At 62.6% G+C, this 20,306-nt stretch carries 18 protein-coding genes and 1 pseudogene; 10 read left to right on the top strand and 9 right to left on the bottom strand.

Going from position 1 to position 20,306, the window contains the following annotated elements; all coding sequences use genetic code 11:
- Nucleotides 1–24 precede the first annotated feature (24 nt).
- On the top strand, nucleotides 25–927 hold the full coding sequence (egtD, locus tag LDO41_RS34345; RefSeq protein ID WP_377741600.1) for an L-histidine N(alpha)-methyltransferase: 903 nt from the start codon (nucleotides 25–27) through the stop codon (nucleotides 925–927).
- 32 nt (nucleotides 928–959) lie between these two features.
- On the opposite strand, the gene LDO41_RS12730 is transcribed toward egtD, so the two are convergent.
- Complete coding sequence (locus LDO41_RS12730) at nucleotides 960–1,487, bottom strand: DsbA family protein (RefSeq protein WP_223988556.1); 528 nt, start codon at nucleotides 1,485–1,487, stop codon at nucleotides 960–962.
- Nucleotides 1,484–1,996: a redoxin domain-containing protein gene (locus LDO41_RS12725; RefSeq protein ID WP_223988554.1), complete on the bottom strand. Its 513-nt coding sequence runs from the start codon at nucleotides 1,994–1,996 to the stop codon at nucleotides 1,484–1,486. The genes LDO41_RS12730 and LDO41_RS12725 overlap by 4 nt, the downstream gene beginning before the upstream one ends.
- 251 nt (nucleotides 1,997–2,247) lie before the next feature.
- Between LDO41_RS12725 and LDO41_RS12720 the strand changes: the two genes are divergently transcribed.
- A complete protein-coding gene (locus LDO41_RS12720) occupies nucleotides 2,248–4,347 on the top strand; it encodes a hydantoinase/oxoprolinase family protein (RefSeq protein WP_223988552.1) in 2,100 nt (699 codons plus the stop codon).
- Nucleotides 4,348–4,350: 3 nt separating this feature from the next.
- A complete protein-coding gene (locus LDO41_RS12715) occupies nucleotides 4,351–5,967 on the top strand; it encodes a hydantoinase B/oxoprolinase family protein (protein WP_223988550.1) in 1,617 nt (538 codons plus the stop codon).
- An 11-nt stretch (nucleotides 5,968–5,978) separates the two neighbouring features.
- Here LDO41_RS12715 and LDO41_RS12710 read toward each other — a convergent pair whose 3' ends face one another.
- Nucleotides 5,979–6,932 carry a LysR family transcriptional regulator gene (locus tag LDO41_RS12710; RefSeq protein ID WP_223988548.1) on the bottom strand — a complete coding sequence of 318 codons (954 nt, stop codon included), beginning with the start codon at nucleotides 6,930–6,932 and terminating at the stop codon, nucleotides 5,979–5,981.
- Between the two features lie 207 nt (nucleotides 6,933–7,139).
- Here LDO41_RS12710 and LDO41_RS12705 point away from each other — a divergent pair, with 207 nt between their 5' ends.
- Nucleotides 7,140–8,129, top strand: coding sequence for a Bug family tripartite tricarboxylate transporter substrate binding protein (locus LDO41_RS12705; protein ID WP_223988546.1), 990 nt, complete (start codon nucleotides 7,140–7,142; stop codon nucleotides 8,127–8,129).
- 69 nt (nucleotides 8,130–8,198) lie between these two features.
- Here LDO41_RS12705 and LDO41_RS12700 read toward each other — a convergent pair.
- From LDO41_RS12700 to LDO41_RS12690, 3 genes and pseudogenes are all read right to left on the bottom strand, one after another.
- Nucleotides 8,199–8,896: pseudogene (locus LDO41_RS12700) on the bottom strand (hydrolase).
- 352 nt (nucleotides 8,897–9,248) lie between these two features.
- The gene (locus LDO41_RS12695) at nucleotides 9,249–9,434 is read right to left on the bottom strand and encodes a hypothetical protein (RefSeq protein ID WP_223988544.1); all 186 of its coding nucleotides are present in this window, start codon (nucleotides 9,432–9,434) and stop codon (nucleotides 9,249–9,251) included.
- A 39-nt stretch (nucleotides 9,435–9,473) separates the two neighbouring features.
- Entirely contained in the window at nucleotides 9,474–9,707 is a 234-nt protein-coding gene (locus LDO41_RS12690) for a hypothetical protein (protein ID WP_223988542.1), read from the bottom strand.
- A gap of 57 nt (nucleotides 9,708–9,764) precedes the next feature.
- Between LDO41_RS12690 and iteA the strand changes: the two genes are divergently transcribed.
- From iteA to LDO41_RS12665, 6 genes are all read left to right on the top strand, one after another.
- Nucleotides 9,765–10,922, top strand: a complete 1,158-nt coding sequence (gene iteA, locus LDO41_RS12685) for an anti-phage ATPase IteA (protein ID WP_223988540.1) — start codon at nucleotides 9,765–9,767, stop codon at nucleotides 10,920–10,922.
- On the top strand, nucleotides 10,882–13,194 hold the full coding sequence (iteS, locus tag LDO41_RS12680; protein ID WP_223988538.1) for a S8 family anti-phage peptidase IteS: 2,313 nt from the start codon (nucleotides 10,882–10,884) through the stop codon (nucleotides 13,192–13,194). The genes iteA and iteS overlap by 41 nt, the downstream gene beginning before the upstream one ends.
- Nucleotides 13,195–13,307: 113 nt before the next feature.
- Complete coding sequence (locus LDO41_RS12675; protein ID WP_223988536.1) at nucleotides 13,308–14,159, top strand: N-acyl homoserine lactonase family protein; 852 nt, start codon at nucleotides 13,308–13,310, stop codon at nucleotides 14,157–14,159.
- Nucleotides 14,160–14,173: 14 nt separating this feature from the next.
- Nucleotides 14,174–14,947 carry an MFS transporter gene (locus LDO41_RS34305; RefSeq protein ID WP_318036286.1) on the top strand — a complete coding sequence of 258 codons (774 nt, stop codon included), beginning with the start codon at nucleotides 14,174–14,176 and terminating at the stop codon, nucleotides 14,945–14,947.
- The gene (locus LDO41_RS34300; protein WP_318036285.1) at nucleotides 14,910–15,398 is read left to right on the top strand and encodes an MFS transporter; all 489 of its coding nucleotides are present in this window, start codon (nucleotides 14,910–14,912) and stop codon (nucleotides 15,396–15,398) included. Before LDO41_RS34305 ends, LDO41_RS34300 begins: the two co-directional genes overlap by 38 nt.
- Nucleotides 15,399–15,533: 135 nt before the next feature.
- Nucleotides 15,534–16,787 carry a right-handed parallel beta-helix repeat-containing protein gene (locus LDO41_RS12665; RefSeq protein WP_223988535.1) on the top strand — a complete coding sequence of 418 codons (1,254 nt, stop codon included), beginning with the start codon at nucleotides 15,534–15,536 and terminating at the stop codon, nucleotides 16,785–16,787.
- Nucleotides 16,788–16,803: 16 nt separating this feature from the next.
- Here the strand turns inward: LDO41_RS12665 and rfbA are convergent, their stop codons facing one another.
- The 3 genes from rfbA to LDO41_RS12650 are packed head-to-tail and all read right to left on the bottom strand — an operon-like array spanning nucleotide 16,804 to nucleotide 20,298.
- Complete coding sequence (rfbA, locus tag LDO41_RS12660; RefSeq protein ID WP_223988533.1) at nucleotides 16,804–17,691, bottom strand: glucose-1-phosphate thymidylyltransferase RfbA; 888 nt, start codon at nucleotides 17,689–17,691, stop codon at nucleotides 16,804–16,806.
- Nucleotides 17,688–18,989 carry an oligosaccharide flippase family protein gene (locus LDO41_RS12655; RefSeq protein WP_223988531.1) on the bottom strand — a complete coding sequence of 434 codons (1,302 nt, stop codon included), beginning with the start codon at nucleotides 18,987–18,989 and terminating at the stop codon, nucleotides 17,688–17,690. Before LDO41_RS12655 ends, rfbA begins: the two co-directional genes overlap by 4 nt.
- Before the next feature lie 16 nt (nucleotides 18,990–19,005).
- Nucleotides 19,006–20,298, bottom strand: a complete 1,293-nt coding sequence (locus LDO41_RS12650; protein WP_223988529.1) for an oligosaccharide repeat unit polymerase — start codon at nucleotides 20,296–20,298, stop codon at nucleotides 19,006–19,008.
- Nucleotides 20,299–20,306 lie beyond the last annotated feature (8 nt).

Below are 20,306 nucleotides of genomic sequence, written 5' to 3'. Positions count from 1 at the left end.
GACTATGCCGATTTCACGCGTGATATGCGGGTGGGTCTGTCCGGCCATCCCAAGGCGATGTCGCCAAAGTACTTCTACGATGCGGCGGGGTCGGAACTGTTCGAGGCGATCTGCCGCACGCCCGAGTACTACCCCACGCGCACGGAGTCCGCGCTGCTGACGCGCATTGCCAGCGAGGTGGTGGCATCGTTTGCGCCGGGCACCGCGCTGATCGAATTCGGCAGCGGCGCCAGCGACAAGACCAACCTGCTGCTGGCCGCCAGCGATCGCATCGACACGTATGTGCCGATCGATATCAGCGGCGATGCGCTGGCTGGCGCCGTGACGCGACTGGCACAGCGCTATCCCGCGCTGCGCGTGCATGCGCTCGAGGCCGACTTCACGCAGCCGTTCGCGCTGCCGGAAGCCGCGCACGCGCGGCCGCGCGTCGGCTTCTTTCCGGGCTCGACGATCGGCAATTTCACGCACGAGGAGGCGGCGCAGTTCCTGCGCAATGCGCGCGAGACGCTCGGCGCCGATGCGCGCATGATCGTTGGCGCGGACATGGTCAAGGACCTGCCGACGCTGCTGCGCGCCTATGACGATGCCGAGGGCGTGACCGCGCGCTTCAACAAGAATCTGCTGGTGCGCATCAACCGCGAGCTTGACGGCAACTTCGATCCGGACACGTTCGACCATCTGGCCATCTGGAACGAGGTGCACCATCGCATCGAGATGCATCTGGTCAGCCGCGTCGATCAGATCGTGCACGCGGCCGGCCAGTCGTTCACGTTCCGGCGTGGCGAGCGACTGCATACCGAGAACTCGCACAAGTTCACGATCGAGTCGTTCTCCACGCTGGCGGCCGATGCCGGCTGGCAGGTGACGCGCCACTGGATCAGCGACGCGCCGGAGTTTGGCGTGTTCGAGCTCAGCAGCGCTCGGTAGTTACGATAAGCACGACGGGCTGAGCCAGTGGCTCAGCCCAACATGCGCTCCAGCGTCTTCAGCAGCGGAGCGAAATCCGGTTCCCCGTCATAGCGCGTGCCGTTGAGAAACAGCGATGGCGTGCCATTCACGCCGCTGCGCACGCCGCCCTTGAAGTCCGCCTCGATCTTGGCGACGAAGTCCTTGTCACCGTCGAACGCACGCTGGACCAACGCCTCGGGCACGCCAAGCTCGCGCCCATAGCGCACGAGATCGTCGTCCTCGAGCGCGCCCTGGCTTTCGAACAGCCGATCGTGCATCGGCCAGAACTTGCCCGCCTGCGCGGCGGCCTCGCTGACCATCGCCGCCGCGCCCGCATGCGGATGCATATCGACGAGCGGAAAGTGCCGATAGACCACGGCAAGCCGGTCCCCGAGTTCGCGCTGCAGCTGCTGGATGATGGGATACATGCGACCGCAGAACGGGCACTCGAAATCGCCGTACTCGACCAGCACGAGCGGCGCATCCGCGTTGCCCTGCAGATGATCGGCCGCGCTGACCGGAATGGTGAGATGACTCATGACGCCTCCTTGCCCGGATTGGCAGCCGGCTTGGATTGCGGCAACCGGCCCAGTGCATCGAGCACGCCATCGACCCCGGGATTGATCGCCACCGGCGAAACATAGCTCCAGCCGATCTTGCCCTCGGCGTCGATCACGAACAGCGCGCGCTCCGAGGTGCCATCCGCCTCGCGGTAGACCCCGTACGCCCGCGCGGTGGCGCCCTTGGGCTCGAAGTCCGCGAGCAACGGGAAATGCAGCTTGCGTTGGTCGGCAAAGGCCATATGGCTCCAGACGCTGTCCACGGAAATCCCGAGCAGGACCGCGCCATAAGCTTCGATCTCATGCCGCGTCGCGTTGAAGAGCGTCATCTCGTCGCCGCAGACCGGGCTCCAGTCTGCGGGGTAGAACGCCATCACAACCGGACGGCCACGCAGTTCGCGCAGCGAGATGGTCTGGTCCGGTGTGGCATGAAGATCGAAGTCCGGCGCGATCTGGCCTTCCTTCAGGGGCTCGGCAGTGGCTGCCATGGGTACTCCTCGATCGCGCTTCCCGTCATAGCGTGGGGTGGCGCGGGTTGGAAAGTTAAGGCCACTCCATTCTTCGCGCATTCCCCACGCCACGGATTCGCATACGCGCCCGCCATTCCACATCCGAACGGTTCTGCGTCCCAAGTCTGCAATTTATCTGCTCGGATGAATAATCCATCGATATATGTCATTGGCGTTTGTAAATAACGATCCTTATGATGGGCTCACACCATGCGGATAAGGGGCTTGCTTTGACAACCTGGGCAATAGGCATCGATATCGGCGGCACGTTCACGGACGTGGTCGCCCTGGACTACAGCGAAGGCGCACTACATAGCCTCAAGGTCCTGACGACTCACGGCGATCCCGCGCAGGGCGTGGCCGACGGCGTGCGACAGCTTATGCAGACCTGCGGCATTCGCCCGGGCAGCGTCGCCAGAGTGGTCCATGCCACCACGCTCTTCACCAACGCGCTCATCGAACGGCGCGGCAGCACCACCGGCTTGCTGACGACGCGCGGCTTTCGCGATGTGCTCGAGATCGGGCACGAGCGCAAGTACGACCTCTATGACATCCATATCGAACCGGCACCCGCGCTGGTGCCGCGCAACCTGCGCGCGGAGATTGGCGGCCGGATCGATGGCCATGGGCAGGTCCTGGAGTCGCCCGAGGCGGCAGACGTGCGCCGGGCCGTCGCGGAACTGGTCGAGAAAGGCGTGGAGTCGATCGCCGTATGCCTGCTCCACGCCTACGCATTCGCCGGACATGAGCAGCAGGTCAGGACGTGGATCGAGCAGGATTTCCCGCATCTCCACGTCACGCTGTCGTCCGACGTGGCGCCCGTCATTCGCGAGTTCGAGCGCAATTCCACAACGGTCGCCAACGCCTATATCAAGCCATTGGCAAAGCGCTATCTCGATGCGCTGGAGGCTCGCCTGATCGCGCTGGGCCTGCCGAAAGGCGTGCTGCTGATGCTGTCGAATGGCGGCCTCTCCCATATCGAGGAAGCCAAGCGGAATCCGATCGAACTGCTGGAGTCGGGCCCCGCGGCGGGTGCCATCTCCGCAGCGCACTACAGTCATCGTGACAACCAGTCCAATCTGATGGCCTTCGATATGGGCGGCACCACGGCCAAGCTTTGCCTCGTCGAACACGGCAAGCCGTATATCGCCTTCGGCTTTGAAGCCGCGCGTCGCAAGCGCTTTGCCGAAGGCAGCGGCCTGCCGATTCGCATCACCACCATCGACCTGATCGAGATTGGCGCGGGCGGTGGCAGCATCGCGCATTGCGATGAACTGGGATTGATGAAGGTCGGGCCGCATAGTGCCGGCTCGGAACCGGGCCCAGCGTGCTATGGCCTGGGCGGTGAAGACCCGACCGTCACCGACGCCAACCTGGTCCTCGGCTATCTGAACCCCGATTACTTTGCCGGCGGCACCATGACCGTCGATCGCCACAAGGCACGAGACGCGCTGTCGCGGATCGGCGCCGGCATGGGGCTCGGCCCCCTCGACGTGGCATGGGGCATGCACGATATCGTGGCCGAGAACATGGCCGGCGCGGCGCGCGTGCACGCGGCGGAACGCGGCCGCGACCCACGTGATTTCGTGCTGCTGTGCACGGGTGGCGGGGGCCCCCTGCACGCGTATTACGTGGCGCAGAAGATCGGCGTCGGCACGATCATCTGCCCGCCGGCCGCGGGTGTTGCGTCCGCGTACGGTCTGCTGGTCGCGCCGGCCCGCGCGGATCGCTCCCGCACCGCAACGTTTCGCCCGTCGTCCGGGCGGCTTGCCGAGCTGGAAGAGGCCTTCCGCAATCTCGAGGCACAGGTGCAGGATTCGCTGGCATCCGTCGATGCCACGTTCGGTCCCATCCGGCTGTCGCGTCATGCCGATGGTCGCTTTGTCGGTCAGGGCTTCACGCTTTCGGTCGAGTTGCCAGAGGGTCCCTATCTGGCGGACGCGGCCGGTGAACCAGCCGTGCGCGAGGCCCTGACCGCGGCGTTCGAATTCGCCTATCGCGAGAAATTTGGCCGCACACCGCCCGACGTGCCCATCGAACTCGTCAACCTGCGCGTCACTGGCGAGGCGCCGCCGCGGATGGCCTTCGTGCCGAAATCATTGGAGGCTGGGCAACGCGCCACGCCGTCGGACATGCGCGATGTTTACTTCAGGGAGGCACAGGGCTACGTGAAGACGCCGGTATTCCAGCGATCGGATCTGCGGGTCGGATTTTCCGCGGAGGGTCCGCTGCTCGTCGAGGACACCAGCTCCACGCTGGTGGTGGGCCCCAAGGGACACGTCGAGCAACTCGCCAGCGGCAATCTGGTCATCACCATCAAGGAGCACTGAGCCATGGCCATTGCAAACGATACGACCGCGGTCGATCCCATTTTTCTGGAAGTGTTCTGGACGCGCGTGCGCTCGGTCGTCAACGAGGCCGCCAAGCTCATCGTCCGTACGTCGTTCTCGACGCTGTCGACCGAAGCGAACGACTTCGCCGTCGTGGTGACCGATTCCGCGGGGCGCGCGCTGGCGGAGAACAGTGGCAGCATTCCGTCGTTTATCGGCACCCTTCCGCGCACCGTGCAGGCTGCCATCGCGAAGATCGGCGCGGCAAACATGCAGCCCGGCGATATCTACATCACCAACAACCCCTGGATCGGCACGGGGCACCTGAACGATGTGTGCCTGGTCAAGCCGCTGTTCCACGAAGGGTCGCTGATCGGCTTTGCCGCGACGGCGGGACATGTGCCCGACATCGGCGGCAAGATCCGCTCCGTGGATGCGCGGGAACTGTTCGAAGAAGGCTTCCATATTCCGCTGATGCCGCTGCTGCGTGCCAATCAGGCCGACGAAACGCTGCTGTCGCTGATTCGCACCAACGTGCGCACGCCCGAGCAGACAGTGGGCGATATCTGGGCGCAGGTCGGTGCGGTCGAGCTGATCGGCACCCGGCTCGCGTCGATCCTGCACGAGTACGCGCTGCCCGGCATCGACGATCTGGCCCACGCGCTGTTCACGCGCAGTGAAGATGCCATGCGGCGCGCCATCGCGAAATTGCCGGAAGGTAGCTACCCGTACGAGATGGAAACCGATGGCTTTGGCGAACGCTTCCGCTTCGCGGTCACGGTACGCGTCAGGGACGGCGGCATCGAGTGCGATTTCACGGGCACGTCGGCGCAACAGCCGCGTGGTATCAACTGCGTGCTGTCCTATACCAACGCGATGTCGGTGTATGCGATCAAATGCCTGTTGCTGCCGGACCTGCCCAACAACGATGGGCTGTTTCGTCCTATCAAGGTGACGGCGCCGGAAGGCACCATTCTGAACCCACGCTCGCCGGCACCGGTGGGAGGGCGGGCCTGCACGGGGCACTATGTGCCGACCGCGATCTTCGGTGCCATGCATCGCGTGCTGCCCAATGCGGTGATGGCCGGCGTCGGGTCACCGCTATGGATCTGCAATCTCAGCGGCACCACCGCGGAAGGTAAGCCGTTTGCCACGGTCCTGTTCTACAACGGCGGTCTTGGTGGCACCGCGAGAAAAGATGGCGCATCGGTGATGTCATGGCCGAGCAATATCTCGCCGACGCCGATCGAGGTCGCGGAGCGCGATGCACCGCTACTCTTTCGCTACAAGAGACTACGCGAAGGCTCCGGCGGCGCCGGTGAACATCGTGGCGGACTGGGCGAGGAGATCTGCTTCGTCAGTCAGCATCCGACGCCGCTGTCCGTCGTGTTTCTGACCGAGCGCCTGCATGTGCCGGCACCGGGGCTGGGCGGCGCGGAAGCTGGCGCGTGTGGCGAAGTGCTGATCAATGGCGCGGCCATCAATGCGCGCATCCCGCACACGCTGAGCCCCGGCGACGAGGTCATTCTTCGTACGCCGGGCGGTGGTGGATTCGGTCCTGCCGCGGCAAGAGATGGCGAACGCCGGCGTCACGACCGGACGCACGGCTACGTGGTCTGATGTCAGGCGGGCTACGCGAGGGAAGCGGGGGCCGCGGGGGCAGCCACCACGCCCGCCGGCAGCGTCTGCGCGTGAATCGTCTCCAGCAGGACGCGCAGCAACCTCTGCGCCGTCGGCGAGAGCGAACGCAGCCGCCGCGTGATCAGGCACACCTCGCGCTTCAGCACGGGGGCTTCGAGTTCCCGAAACGTGAGGGTCTCGAATCCCGCCACCTTGCCCGCGAGCGCCGGCACGATGGAGAAGCCACCGCCCTCGGTCAACACCGCAAGCAGCGATGTCGAGCTCGAGATCTCGAACTGGCAGTTGTCGAAGCCAGGCCACGCCGGGCCTTCGGTTCTGAGGACGGTACCGATGCCGGTGTCCTGCGTAAAGGCCACGTAGCCCTCGGCCGGCAGCTCGGCCCATTTGAGAGGACCGTTGCCTTGCGCGAGCGCGGAATCGGGGCGACACACGACGCCGAAGGTATCGGTGAGGAGCGGCACATAGTCGAGTTCGTCGAAGCCCTTGTAGCGGCTGGCAATCGCGAAATCGAGTTCGCCGTCGACCACCAGTTGCTCCACCTGCTGCGCGCCCGCGTCGCGCAGGGTGAACGACACGGCCGGGTATTGCTCCCGGAACGAGACGATGGCCTGGACCAGGAACTGATAGATCGCCGATGCCGCGGCAGCGATGCGCACGTGCCCCTTCTGGCTTTGGGCGATCGCTTCGAGGTCGGAGATGGCGGCGTCGAACTCGCGCAGGATCTTGTCGGCTTCCGCCTTGAACCGCACGGCCTCTGGCGTCATGACCACGCGCCGCGTATTGCGGTCGAACAGCTTGAGTCCGACGGCCTCCTCGAACTGCTGGATCGTCGCGGTAAGCGCGGATTGCGTGACGAACAGCCGGGTAGCCGCCGTGGTGAAGGATCCCGAGTCCGCGACTTCGGCGAAGCAGCGCAGGTGGCGAAGGGTGACGGTACGATTCATGCGTCAAAAAATATATCTGCAAAAACGAACAGTCAACAAAAACTAATAATTTGTTCTGAATAGCTGACCCACTTAGACTTTTTCGCAGACGATTTCAGAAACACATAAAGGCGGCCCACGAAGGCCGCCCGCACTCTCCGGCGCACGCTCCTATGTCCAACCCCCACGTTGACCTCCCCCGGTCATCCCTCCCATGGAGAGCAAGCAATGCAAGGAAGATTTCTGCCGGCCGTTGTCGCGGCGATGATGGCAGCGTGCGTCACCATACCTGCGCATGCGGCGGACGAGGCCAGCGACTTTCCGACCAAGCCGATGCGCATCGTCGTCCCCTACCCGGCAGGCGGCTCCGTCGATCTGCTCGCCCGGGCGCTCGGTGAGAGAGTCGGTGCGAAACTGGGGCAGCCCGTCGTCGTCGAAAGCCGGCCCGGCGCGGGCAGCAATATCGGCGCGGCGTTCGTCGCCAAGGCACCGGCCGACGGCTATACCCTGCTCCTCGGCACGTCGGCGGCGCTTGCCGTCAATACCAGCCTGTACAAGAACCTCTCGTATGCGCCGCTGAAGGACTTCCGACCGGTCATGCTCGCCACGCGCCTGCCGAGCCTGGTGGTCGTCAATGCCAGCAGTCCCGTGAAGTCGATGAAGGAGTTGACGCCCTATCTGTCGAGCCAGGGCGCGCAGGCTTCCTACGCGTCGGCCGGTAATGGCACGCCCGCGCATCTGGGCGGCGAGCTCTACAAGAAGCTGGCCAACCTCCCGAAACTGGTGCACGTGCCCTACAAGGGCGGCGCGCCGGCACTGGCCGACCTGCTCGGCAATCAGACGACGATGATGATCGCGATCGCGCCGGAAGCGTTGCCGATGGTGAAGGATGGCAAGCTGCGGGCACTTGCGGTAACCACCAGCAGCCGGCTCGCGCAGTTCCCGGATTTGCCCACGGTGGCCGAGTCCGGCGTACCTAACTATGAGCTCGTGGCCTGGTACGGCCTTGTCGCTCCGGCAGGCACGCCTGCGCCGATCATCGCGAAGCTGAACACGGCGTTCAACGAGGCGCTGGAAGACCCGAAGGTACGCAGCCGCCTGACCGATATGGGCTTCGATCTCGTCGGCGGCGCGCCGTCGGTCCTCGAGAACCAGATGCGGAGCGAAGCCACCAAATGGGCGAAGGTCATCAAGGACGCCCAGATCGAGATGGACTGACGCGCGCCATTCTCCTGCGCTAGTCAAAGGGTGGCGCGGCTTTCCATGCCGCGCCACCAACCGTGGTGCTTAGTACTCAATCACCGGGGCGTGGATGGGTGCAATCGATTGGTGCGGGGTCTGGGTACGCTGGGCGGCCTTGTGGACCATCGTGTAGGCATAGTCGATTCCCATGCCATAGGCGCCCGAGTGCTCCTTGGCCAGACCCGTCACGGCGTCGTACGTTTCCTTGTTCTTCCAGTCGCGTTGCCACTCGAGCAGTACCTGCTGCCAGGTGACCGGCACCACGCCGGCCTGGATCATGCGCTGCATGGCGTAGTCGTGCGCTTCCTTGGTGGTGCCGCCGGAGGCGTCGGCGACCATGTAGATCTCGTAGTCGCCTTCCAGCATGGCGCTCAGGGCAAACGTCGTATTGCAGACTTCGGTCCACAGACCCGCCACGACAATCTTCTTGCGACCATTCGCGGCCAGCGCGTCGCGCACCTTCTGGTCATCCCACGAGTTCATCGAGGTGCGTTCGAGCGTCTGCTTGCCCGGGAACACGTCGAGCAGCTCGGGATAGGTGTAGCCGGAGAACGAATCGCTTTCCACGGTAGTGATGGTGGTCGGCACGTCGAAGATCTTCGCTGCCTTGGCCAGACCCACGGCGTTGTTCTTCATGGTCTGGCATCCATCGACTGCACACCGAAGGCCATCTGGGGTTGATGGTCGATGAAGATCAGTTGGCTGTTGCGCGGGGTCAGGACTTGCAGCTTGGCGTTCGACATGGTTCTCTCCGGAATAAAAAAATACTTCAATAAGTTTGGGGTTATGTTGGACGGCGCTGGCTTCGCTTTGTTTGCCTGGCTGCGTTGCCGCGCTGTCCATGTGCTGAACTATAGCGATCGCCGACCCGGAGAAAGTCGGCTATCGCTGTCATAGTTATTCAAAATAATTGATGAACCGTCACATGGCGAAAATGTGACCGCAAAAAGCAAAACCGGCCCGCCGCTCACACAAGAGGTGTGGCGGCGGGCCGGTTCAATGGGGTGCGGCACCTCGCGATGCCGCGAACCTCAGTCGCTACATAGCGACCTCAATCCAACTACTTGCTGCGATCAGCTGTTTGCGCCGATGCGCTTAGCCGTTTGCGTAGACAACCTTGGCCTTGCGGGCTTCAGCCTGCAGGCGGGTGAAGATGCCTTGCACGGCGGCAACAACACGCTTGACGTCGTTAGCGAAGCCCAGGCTTTGCGAGCCCAGCTCACGCTCGATCAGTTCGCGTTCGAGTTGGTCGGTGATCTTGATATCGGAGTTCGTGTTCATGGCTTTCTTCCTTCCTTAGGGATAACCCTTATGGGGTTTTCACGAATTGTAGCAAAGGAAATGGCGCAATGCAGCATTAGGTAACACTACGTAGTGCGTAGCGGCAACAGATGCCGCGAAAAGCGCCCCAACGGTGACAAATTCCATCCACCTGTGGTGCTTTTGTACGCCGCGGCGCACATAGACATCACTGATGTTGTGGATTCGCGGCAGATCCCGCATGTCGTTGCGATCCCGGGAAATTCGAAACATGAAAGCAAAATAGCGATTCATACACCCCTATTTGCGTTACGCTTCGACTCCGCCACGATGCAAAAGTGAGGATTGGCGTTGGAGCATCTATCCGAAGTTCTGAAGATTCTTGACGGCGCACTGAAGGCGAATGCCTCGATGGCCGGCAACTATGCGGGCCTGCTCGCAGATAAGCTCGAGCGCAGCGGCGCGCGTGAAGACGCCGTGCGAATTCGGGAGCGACTTTCGCGGGCCCCGGCTGCCATGGCTTATGCGCAAGACGGTTCCCGCATGGCCAGCGCCGTGCCGATGGACGCCGATAGCCGCTTGGAGACGGTCGACATTTCCTACTCGGAAGTGCAAGCCGACAACTTCCACCTGCCTTCCGCTGCGGCCAGACGGTTTCAGGAGTTCGTCAGCGCGGTGACCCATTACGACAGACTTGCCGCCTCCGGCGTTGCATCCGTCAATCGCATCCTCCTGCACGGCCCTCCCGGGACCGGGAAAACGATGACGGCAAGGCGACTCGCCAACGAATTGAAGCTGCCACTGGCGACGGTCCGTTGCGACACGTTGATCAGCAGTCTGCTGGGTCAGACCAGCAGGAACCTGCGCAGGGTCTTCGACTTTGCCGAGCAAACTCCCTGTGTCCTGTTGTTGGACGAGTTCGACGCTCTTGCCTCCGCGCGAGGCAACGAGCGTGACGTGGGAGAACTACAGCGCATCGTGATCGCATTGCTGCAGAACATCGATGCGCTGCCCGGTCACGTCGTAGTCGTCGCCGCTACGAATTTCGCACAGGGTATCGATGCTGCGGTGTGGCGGCGCTTTCCGTATCAGATTTCTTTTTCCAATCCCGACCCTGCGCTACGAGAAGCGCTTTGGAAATCGATGCTTCGTGACTTCGCCCCTGCAGGCTTGCATTGGGATGAACTCGTACGCTGCTCTGACGGCGTATCCGGCGCGATCATCGAGCAGGTGTGTCAGGACGCGATACGCACCGCCGTCATGGCTGAAACGCCAAAAGCTGATCCTGCAGAGATTCTTCGAAGGTTGGGCATTGCCATTTCCTCACTGCGTGGGCACCATTTGCCATCAATAGAAGATGAGGTGCGCTGGTTGAGGGCATGGCAGGAAGAAGCCTTTTCACAAAGAGAACTCGCAAGGCTCTATGCAGTCTCGACCCGGCAAATCTCCAACATGCTGAGGGGTCAGAATGCCGGCAAAACCGAGGTCGAGGAGAGACGATCAGTCTAAGCGCGCGAATCCGTATGTACACGTCGCGTTCCAGGCGAAAGATCTGTTTGGTGTAGAAACGCAGGGCGGCGGAGGCACGGAGTTCGTTCCGGTAACCTCCGCACTTCGCACTCGCCTACGCAAATTTCTGTCGGACGCTGTCGACTCCAGTCATCAGGACCTGAGCATCCCCGACGTACCGGCGGTTTTGGTGCTGGAGCTCCGCGACAAGGCGATCGCGAAGAGTCATCGCCCGACGACCCTCACTGCAGAGAGCGGCGCTGTACCGGTAGGACACGGGTCGTTGAATGAGATGCTGATTGCCGCGGATGCAGGCGCCATCGCCGCACTGGATGAGGTCATCGGGACACGCGCAACCAAATCCATCCGCGAAAATCTCAGCACACTTCAAGGCATCCATGCGTGGGGCGTGCAGCGTCGCCTGCCGCCACCCCTCAGGGCATTGTCGGCGCAGGCATTGCATGCGGCAATGAAACGGGCTGCGGGGCGCGTTCTCGTCAGACTTTTCTCGTACGCATCCGAGGAAACATCAAAGCGGGTCTTGCAACGTTTTCTCGAATTTCTCGACAAGTCCGGGCTCACTGCCGAGCAGATTCCCCAACCTTCCGGGCCTCCGCTCTTCGTCGTTCCGATCGATGCGCAGCTAACGGAGAGCAAACTCCTCGAACTTCTTCGCTTTCCTGCGGTGCGCAGGATCAGGCCGGAGCCTAACGTACAAGGCTCTGCCACGACCACCGTCATGCCGGCGGACGCTCACGTCTTGCCGTTGCCGAACGGCGATCTTCCGGTCGTGGGCGTTTTCGATGGGGGCGTCGCACCCAACCTCGACAGCATGGCGCCGTGGGTCGCGAGCCGCGATATCTACGTCCTGCCGCCAGAAACGAACTATGAGCACGGCACGTTCGTCGCCTCCCTTGTGGCTTGTGCCGCCCATCTGAACTCGGAGGACGAGCGCTTTCCGGTTGTGCCCTGTCGCGTGCACGATGTCGTCGCGGTTGAACTTGGCCAGGCTCGTTTGGGCGACCTCATCCTCAGGCTCCGCACAGCCTTGGCAAATCAACCAGACGTCCGTGTATGGAACCTCTCTATCTCAACGCGCGATGAGGCTAGCGATGACGAGTTCAGTGAGTTCGCACGCGAGCTCGACCAGCTCAGCGACCGGCACAACGTTCTCTTCGTGGTATCCGCAGGCAATTATCTGGGGACACCTCGAAGGACATGGCCGGCAACTGACGAGTTACCCGACCGCCTGGCGAGTCCGGGTGACTCCGTGAGAGCGTTGACCGTCGGCGCCATCGCACACCGCGAAAGCGTCGACACGCTCGTGCGATCGGGAGATCCCGCGCCCTACTCCCGGCGCGGACCCGGCCCAGTATTTACGCCGAAGCCGGACGTCACTCACTTTGGGGGCAATGTCACAGCAGCGTGGCAATGCCAAGGCGTAGGCATCAGAGTTTTGCATCCGACCGGCCGCGCGGCGCGCCTGTTTGGCACAAGCTTTTCCGCTCCTGTCGTCTCGGCACTCGCCGCTCATACGTGGCGAGATCTGGAATCCGGAGGCCATCGCAATCCCTTTGCGGTATCACCGACCATGGTCAAGGCGTTGGTCGTGCATGCAGCAGAACTCAACTCTCCCGCCCGCGGCGCGCGAGAACGACGATATTTTGGAGCGGGCATCCCTTCAGATCCGCTCGGCGTACTACACGACTCCGACTCGAGCTTCACGCTGATGTTCGAGGTGGATCTCGCAGACGGAGCAAAATGGCGAAAGGCTCCATACCCGTTACCGGCATCGCTAATGGTCAACGGCAAGCTGCGCGCGGAAGTCATCATGACCTGCGCTTACGCCCCGCCGCTGGACGGAGATGCCGGCGCCGAGTACGTGCGCTTCAACGTAGAGATTGGATTTGGAACGCTGTCGCCTAACGAGAAGGGGGATTTCCAGTTCGGTGGCAAACTCCCGGGCGACCACGAGAAGGGAAGCCACGGGTTTGAGACGGCGCAAATCGAACACGGCGGGAAATGGGCACCGATCAAGGTGTATCGTCGATCGATGCCACACGGCGTGGCGGGAGATATCTGGGCCGTGCAGGCATCGGTTCTGCGACGTGAGTTCGAACCAATGCTGCAGAAGCCGCTTAGAGCGGTGGTGATCATCACTCTCAGATCGATCGAAAACAACCCAAACGTCTATGCCGAGGGACGCGCGGCGCTCCAGCAAAGGGGATGGATTACACAGGCGTTGCCGACTGGGGTGAATGTCAATATTTGATGCGCGGGACCCGTTATGTCCTGAAACTCGGTCTCTACGTCTGACTGGCAGAGATGGTCCCATCTATCCTTCCTGGTACCGCGCCGCCGCGCAGTTTCTGCCAGAGAACAACCGTGAATCGCCTGCTTTCCAAATTCGCCCTACTCACTCTTTCCGTAGCGTCCGTCCAGTCGGCATTCGCCGCGGCACCGGAAGTCAGGATGTACCGGCTCGACTGCGGCCAGATGCGACTTGGCGACAAGTCTGTGATGTCCGATGAAGGGCTTTACAAGGGCGAGTACTACGACATCGTCATGTCCTGCTACCTGATCAAGCATGGCAAGGATTGGATTCTGTGGGACGCCGGTTTGCCGAAGAAGTACCTTAAGGGCCCGCTGACCGAGGGCACGTTCACCACCAAGCTGGACCGCACGATCGTCGATCAGCTTCGCGAGCTCAAGCTCAGCAGCAAGGACATCAAGTATGTCGCTGTCTCGCATGCCCACTTCGATCATTCCGGCCAGGTCAATGATTTTCCGAACGCGACGCTGATCATCCAGCGCGCGGAGCTTGAGGCGATGGCCGATACCAAGATTGCATCGGCGCACTACATCCAGGCCGATCTGTTCAGCTCGCATATCTCTGGCAAAAACCTCAAACGCGTGCGAGTCGTCGATGGCGATGTCGACCTCTTCGGCGACGGCACCATGAAGACGATCCAGACGCCGGGCCACACGCCGGGGAGCATGGCGCTGCTGCTGAATCTCAAGAACTCCGGGTCGTACGTTCTCTCCGGTGACCAGTGGCACTTCACGGAGAATCACGAGCGCAAGCAGGTGCCGACCTGGAACTACTCTCACAAGGAAACCATTTCTTCCGGTGACAGGCTTGACGACATCATCAAGCAGACCAACGCAAAGCTGGTCATTCAACATGAACCGGCCGACAACGAAAAGCTGCCCAAGCTTCCGGCGTACCTCGATTGAGCAGGAGAACACCTGTGTCACATGACTGCCGCGCGGCAGCGCCGCTCGCGGCCGCAACCGCCGGCACACCCGATCGCGACAACTCGCTCGCGCCAGCTTTGTTCCTGGCGCTAGGCACTTTTGCAATAGGTACCGAAGGGTTCATGATCGCGCCACTGCTGTCCACCATGGCGGCAGACTTCAGGATGACGGTGCCGTATGTCGCACTGCTCGTAGTGGTTTTCACATTGACGATGGCGGTCAGCTCGCCCATCGCAACCGTCTTGACCGCACGGCTGCGGCGCAGGAGCGTGCTGCTAGGCGCGATGACCATTTTCGCCGCAGGAAACCTGTTGGCGGCATGGTCGCCAAGTTTCGGGCTTCTGATGGCGGCTCGCGTGATGATGGCCGTCGCATCGGGTCTCTATATCCCAAATGCCAATGCATTGGCGGGCGTCATTGCATCCGCTGACAGACGTGGAAGAGCGTTGGCAATCGTCAGTGGGGGCATGACGCTTGCCATTGCGCTCGGACTACCTTTGGGCGGGCTAGTCGGACACGTCTTTGGCTGGCGCTCTACGTTTCTGGCAGTTGGCCTGATGAGTCTGGTAGCGATTATGGGAGTCTTCGCGGGTGTGGCGAAGAATGCTGGCACAGGCATTCCCGTCGCGACGCTTACGCAACGTTTGGCCGTCGTCCGGCAACCTGCGATCCTTCGCTTTCTTTCGGTCAGTCTCTTCTGGTCCATCGGTGGGTACGCCGCATACCCCTATGTCCAGCGTTCTAGCGTTCGATGCGGTTGGAATTAACGTGACCGTTTCAATGTGGGGTGTCGCGGCTGCATTCGGAGTCACCGCTGGCGGCGCGCTGAGTGACAAGTTTGGAGCGAATCGCGTTGCGCGCGCTTCGCTCCTGGCCCTTGCACTTTCGTTCTGGGCGCTCTCGCTTGCGGCGCTGGTACTCTCCGCGGATCGTGCTCTGCTGCCCGTCATGATCGCGATTGCCGTATGGGGCTTTTCCATCTGGGCGTTCTTCCCCGCCCAGATGTCGCGCCTGATGGCAGCGGGAAACCCTTCGCAGGCATCCCTGTCCCTCGCGCTGAATACCTCGACCATGTATCTGGGGTTCTCCATCGGCAGCGCAATTGGCGCGGCAATCCTCAGCAGCGGTGCGGTGTGGGGCATCGGTCTTTTTGCCGGCGTTTGCGAGATGGTCGCCCTTGCTCTGAATCGCCGCGCGGCACAAAAATCGCGCGCGTGACGTGTACCCCCAAGGGCACATGGACGCGGCTCTCGGTGGAGGTTAGTGTTCGGCTTCCGCCAACACCTCGCCCATTCCAGACAACGCGCCGCAGTCAGGCGCCGTGATTACGCCTGAGCACGTATGCTGGCTCCTATGAAACCCGTACTACGTAGAATCCTGTGGCTTGGTCTGGCGCTCGTGGCGCTCGCAGGGGCCGGTGCAGCAATCCGGTTGGACCGCTGGCATGTGCCGGACCCCATTCCTTCGGCGATTGGCGCGCCCGCCGATGTCGCGATAGGCCCCACGGGGCAGGATCAGACCGACGCTCTGCAATCTGCGCTCGATAACCTTCAGCTGGGACAGCGGCTCATGCTCTCTCCGGGCACTTACTCTGTCAGCCGCGTGCTGACGGTGAGCCGTGAGCAGGTCGTCATCTCTGGGTATGGCGCCACCTTTGTTGCAACCAATCCGGACCAGCAGGCCATTGTGATGAATGGCCGGAATTCGACGCTGGTAGGGTTGACGCTCAGAGGGGTCGGTACGCAGCGGCTCGAGACCGCGACGTCGGCGAAGGTGGTGGTCGATGGCGAGGGCATACAGGTGCTCGACGTGACCATTCAGGGTGGGGCCAGCGCTGGCATTTTCGTTTCGCGTGGCAGCAGCATTGCGCTGATCGGCGACAAAGTCAGTGGCACGCTGGCCGATGGCATTCATATCACCGGTGGGTCGCACGATGTGCTGGTGCAGGATTCTTCCGTCACGGCCACTGGCGATGACATGGTGGGCATCGTGAGTTATGAGCGCGATGGGGCGCCAACTCGGAACATTTACGTCACGGGCAACTATCTGGCGGGCAATGCCTGGGGGCGCGGTGTTGCGGTGGTGGGTAGCGCCGATGTGACCGTGGTCGGTAATTGGGTGGAGGGGGTGCAGAAGGCCGCGGCCATTATGGTGGCGCAGGAAGACGGCTATCGCACGATGGACCCGACCAATGTGCTTATCGCCAGCAATATGATTGCGGACGATCAGAATGCGACGCAGCCGGGCAATAGTCGGATGGCTACCGGGCATGCGGCAATCGACGTCAACACGGGCAGCGGCAGCGTACGCGGCATTCAGGTCATTGGTAACCAGATCACGCGCACACGCTTCGATGGTTTTCGCGCACAGGGCAATATCTGCGGAGCCGGCATCGGCAACAACCGGTTTGGCGCGATTGGCGGCACGCCGATCGCCCTGCTCTACCGGAACTGCACCGCCGAGCAGTTCACGTGCGGTGGTAATACGCTCGATGGCGCGGCCCTCCCGGTGCCGTCGGGATGTTCGGGCGGCGGCGCGACGCAGGTCGCTGGCGCGGATGCGAGCCGCCTGCCTCAGGTGCGCTCGTCGCTGCGGCGCGCGCCCTGACGATTGTCGATGCCGCCTACCTGACCCGCGGCGTCTCCGCTACCAGTTGCCGCAGGTACTTGCCGTAGTGGCTCTTCTCCAGCGGCGCGGCCAGGCGGTCTACCTGTTCGGCATCGATCCAGCGCCGCCGGAACGCGATCTCCTCCGGGCAGGCCACCATCAGGCCCTGCCGCTTCTGCAACGTGGCGACCATCTGCGCGGCATCGATCAGCGAATCGTGCGTGCCCGTATCGAACCACGCGTAGCCGCGTCCCATGATGTCGACAGTCAGCTTGCCCGCATCGAGGTAGCGCGAATTGACCTCGGTGATCTCGAGCTCCCCACGCGCGGACGGCCGGATGTCGGCGGCGATGTCGCAGACCTTGTTGTCATAGAAATACAGCCCCGTCACCGCATAGCTCGAACGCGGCCGGGCGGGCTTCTCCTCGATCGACAGCGCGCGAAAGTCATCGTCGAACTCCACTACTCCATATCGTTCGGGATCCTGTACGTGATACGCGAAGACGGTGGCGCCCTCGTCGCGCCGGCCGCAACGCGTGAGCATGCGGGACAGCTCGTGGCCGTAATAGATGTTGTCGCCAAGGATCAGCGCCGACGGGTCGCTGCCAACGAAATCGCGTCCGATTATGAACGCCTGCGCCAGTCCATCCGGCGACGGCTGCTCGGCGTAGTGCAGGTTCATGCCCCACCGGCTGCCATCGCCGAGCAATGCGGCAAAGCGCGGCGTGTCCTGCGGCGTGGAGATGATCAGCACGTCGCGGATACCGGCCACCATCAGCGTGGTGAGTGGGTAGTAGATCATCGGCTTGTAGTATACCGGCAGCAGCTGCTTGGAAATGCATTGCGTGACCGGGTACAGCCGCGTGCCGGAACCGCCGGCGAGAATAATGCCCTTGCGTGTCATACCTGCATCTCCTTCACAGTTGCCGAATCCCGTGTGAGCGGTGCGGGCACGCCGCTGTCCGTCGCGCTCCCGTTTGTCGCACGTCGGTAGCACACGTAGAACGTAACGGCACCCGCCAGCTCGGTGAGGATCACGGAGATCACCGTGCCCTCGGCGCCCAGGTACAGGACAAAGGGCACCACATAGATCAGATGCAGCAGCGTGACCGCGGCATAGATGTTTCGTACCGTGCGATGGTGACCAAGCGCCATCAGCCCCAGATTGCCGAAGATAAAGGCGATGCTCGTCAGGGGAAGCAGCACGGCTTCGAGCCGCAGCAGCAGAATCGCGTCATGGAACGGCTCGCCCAGCCACATGCGGATGCCCATGCCCGCGAAGACTTCCACGAACACGAACATCGAGCAGGAACACGCGAAGACCAGCATCATCGCGCGGCGCATCAGCGCGCGCGCGGCCGGCGGATCGGTGACGTTGTACTGGCTGATGCGTGGATAGAACGCCGTCCCCAGCACCGTGAAGATGGTCTGGCCCGCGATGCGGATCTTGTCGGCCATCGAGAACTGCCCCACTGCCTCCGGCCCGTGGAAATGGTTGAGCAGGATCGTATTGAAGTTCACGTAGAAGCTGACCAGCACCAGCGACAGGAACATCGGAAAGCCGTCTCGCAGCGATGCCATCACCGCGGCCCACGACACCCCGATCAGCACCGCCAGCCGTCCGCGCATCACGCCCCATAACGCAGTCGCTGCCAGGATCACGGTACCCATGCTGATACCGAGCGCGGCCAGCGCCGCGTCCCCCGGGGCACGCACCCACAGCAACACGCAGATCAGGCTGGTGGCCTTGGCCACGAAGTTCGGTAACACCAGCACCTTCATCCGCTCCAGCCCCTGATAGAGCCAGATCGGCGTGATGGCATTGGCGACCACGCCCACGAACGCCGCGGCGAGAATGGCCCAATGCTCGCGCAGATCGGGCATGCCTAGCAGCGCGATGCCCATCAACAGCGCCGCGCCGAGCAACAGCAGCAGCTTGGCCAGCATCGTCGCGGAGAACACTGTGGCCACGGCCGTCGGGTCGTCGCGTCGGAGCGAGACCACACGCGTGGCGGAAAGATTGTGGCCGTAGTCGGTCAGGAGAATCAGGTACTGGGCCAGCGCCTGGCAGTAGGCCAGCACGCCAAACTCGCGCACGCCGAGCTTGTGCCCCAGAAAGGGCAACAGCAGAAGCGGAAACAAATAGTTGCCGCCCTGGATCAACAACAGGTACGACGCCGTCGAGCGGATGGATGGCGGCATGGGTGTGGCCTCGCGTTCAGCGTGGACCGGCAAGCGGCCGGTTGGGCCCGCCGTAGAGCGGCTGCGATGCGGAGGGGACCACATGCCGGGCGGGCCGCCCAAGGCACCGGAACACCAGCCACAGCAATGCGAGTGGTACGAAGTTGCGGCCGCTGAACAGGTTTGGTACGCGCAGGATCTCCATCAGCGACACCAGCAGCACCGCATGCGCGCAGCACCAGAAACCATTGCCGGTGCGCCAGCCCGCGTAGCTGCGTCCCAGCAGCCAGCCCATCAACGCCGCTTCCAGTAGCGCGAACCAGCCCCACTCGTAGAAATGCACGTAGAGGCCGGACGGGTTGTTGAACTCCGGATCGCCAAACGTGTTGAGGAACGTGCCATAGCCATCGCCGCGCCCCACGAACGGACGGAAGCTTTCGCCGATAACGGGAAACTTGACCAGCCAGTCGAACGTGAAGGTGGGATCGCCGGTGCCCCAGCCCATGATCGTCAGCAGGCCCGCGCCATTGTTGATGGCCGTCGAGTAGTACAGGCCCAGACGCTCGAGCGCGAAGTCGAAGATGTTGTCGTAGATGTTGACGTAGTACGTCTCCCACGACCGGTTGTACTCGTTGACGATAAAGAACCCGATCAGCGGTGGAATGGCGGCGAAAGGTCCCAGCGTCATCAGCAGGCTGCGCGAGCCGTCCGCGGAGCGCAGTCGGAAGCGTGCCACCATCAATGCCCACGGCAGCACCACCTCCAGCAACGCGAGCCGTTCCGCGAAAATGAAGCTGCGCAGCAGCGTCAGGACGAACAGCACTGCAAGGTAGGCCTTGTAGCGCGTGATGCCGCGCACCGCTGCGGGAAACACCACGAAGTAGAGCGGCACATAGGCCACGGACGCCTGCGTCAGCGTACTGATGCCCGCCACGCGCCCCTTGAGTTCGAGCACATCGTACGTACTGGCGCTACCGCTCAGGAATGACATCAGCACCGCCGGTTTGGCAATCACGCCGCCCATCATGACGAGGTAACCGAGGCAGGCGAGCCAGAACAATGCGTCGAGCACGAGCGGGGAAATCGTCACGGCGGGCTCGGCGCCGCGCGGCGCCAGCACGCGCTCGCCAGCGGCGGCCGCGGCCATCATAAACAGGAACAGTGCGCCAGCAATGGCGTAGTGGCTGTTGAAGTAGATGCGATCGATCGACTTCTGGTCGCCCAGCAACTCGACGCAAACGAGCGCGTACAGCGGAATGATGAACCACAGCAGCAACCTTGCCGGGTCTTCCCACCAGTAGCCATCGTTCAAGGTACGGGCGTAGCGCATCGAGGTCA

This window comes from Cupriavidus pampae (assembly GCF_914271485.1).
In the GTDB taxonomy this organism is placed as follows: Bacteria; Pseudomonadota; Gammaproteobacteria; order Burkholderiales; family Burkholderiaceae; genus Cupriavidus; species Cupriavidus pampae.
This window is presented reverse-complemented; position numbering and strand designations above follow the sequence as displayed.

Coding starts and splice junctions, on each gene's coding strand:
- egtD (WP_377741600.1), top strand. CDS start 25: ATGCGGGTGGGTCTGTCCGGCCATCCCAAGGCGATGTCGCCAAAGTAC.
- LDO41_RS12730 (WP_223988556.1), bottom strand. CDS start 1,487: ATGAGTCATCTCACCATTCCGGTCAGCGCGGCCGATCATCTGCAGGGC.
- LDO41_RS12725 (WP_223988554.1), bottom strand. CDS start 1,996: ATGGCAGCCACTGCCGAGCCCCTGAAGGAAGGCCAGATCGCGCCGGAC.
- LDO41_RS12715 (WP_223988550.1), top strand. CDS start 4,351: ATGGCCATTGCAAACGATACGACCGCGGTCGATCCCATTTTTCTGGAA.
- LDO41_RS12710 (WP_223988548.1), bottom strand. CDS start 6,932: ATGAATCGTACCGTCACCCTTCGCCACCTGCGCTGCTTCGCCGAAGTC.
- LDO41_RS12705 (WP_223988546.1), top strand. CDS start 7,140: ATGCAAGGAAGATTTCTGCCGGCCGTTGTCGCGGCGATGATGGCAGCG.
- LDO41_RS12695 (WP_223988544.1), bottom strand. CDS start 9,434: ATGAACACGAACTCCGATATCAAGATCACCGACCAACTCGAACGCGAA.
- LDO41_RS12690 (WP_223988542.1), bottom strand. CDS start 9,707: ATGAATCGCTATTTTGCTTTCATGTTTCGAATTTCCCGGGATCGCAAC.
- iteS (WP_223988538.1), top strand. CDS start 10,882: ATGCCGGCAAAACCGAGGTCGAGGAGAGACGATCAGTCTAAGCGCGCG.
- LDO41_RS34300 (WP_318036285.1), top strand. CDS start 14,910: ATGTCCAGCGTTCTAGCGTTCGATGCGGTTGGAATTAACGTGACCGTT.
- LDO41_RS12665 (WP_223988535.1), top strand. CDS start 15,534: ATGAAACCCGTACTACGTAGAATCCTGTGGCTTGGTCTGGCGCTCGTG.
- rfbA (WP_223988533.1), bottom strand. CDS start 17,691: ATGACACGCAAGGGCATTATTCTCGCCGGCGGTTCCGGCACGCGGCTG.
- LDO41_RS12655 (WP_223988531.1), bottom strand. CDS start 18,989: ATGCCGCCATCCATCCGCTCGACGGCGTCGTACCTGTTGTTGATCCAG.
- LDO41_RS12650 (WP_223988529.1), bottom strand. CDS start 20,298: ATGCGCTACGCCCGTACCTTGAACGATGGCTACTGGTGGGAAGACCCG.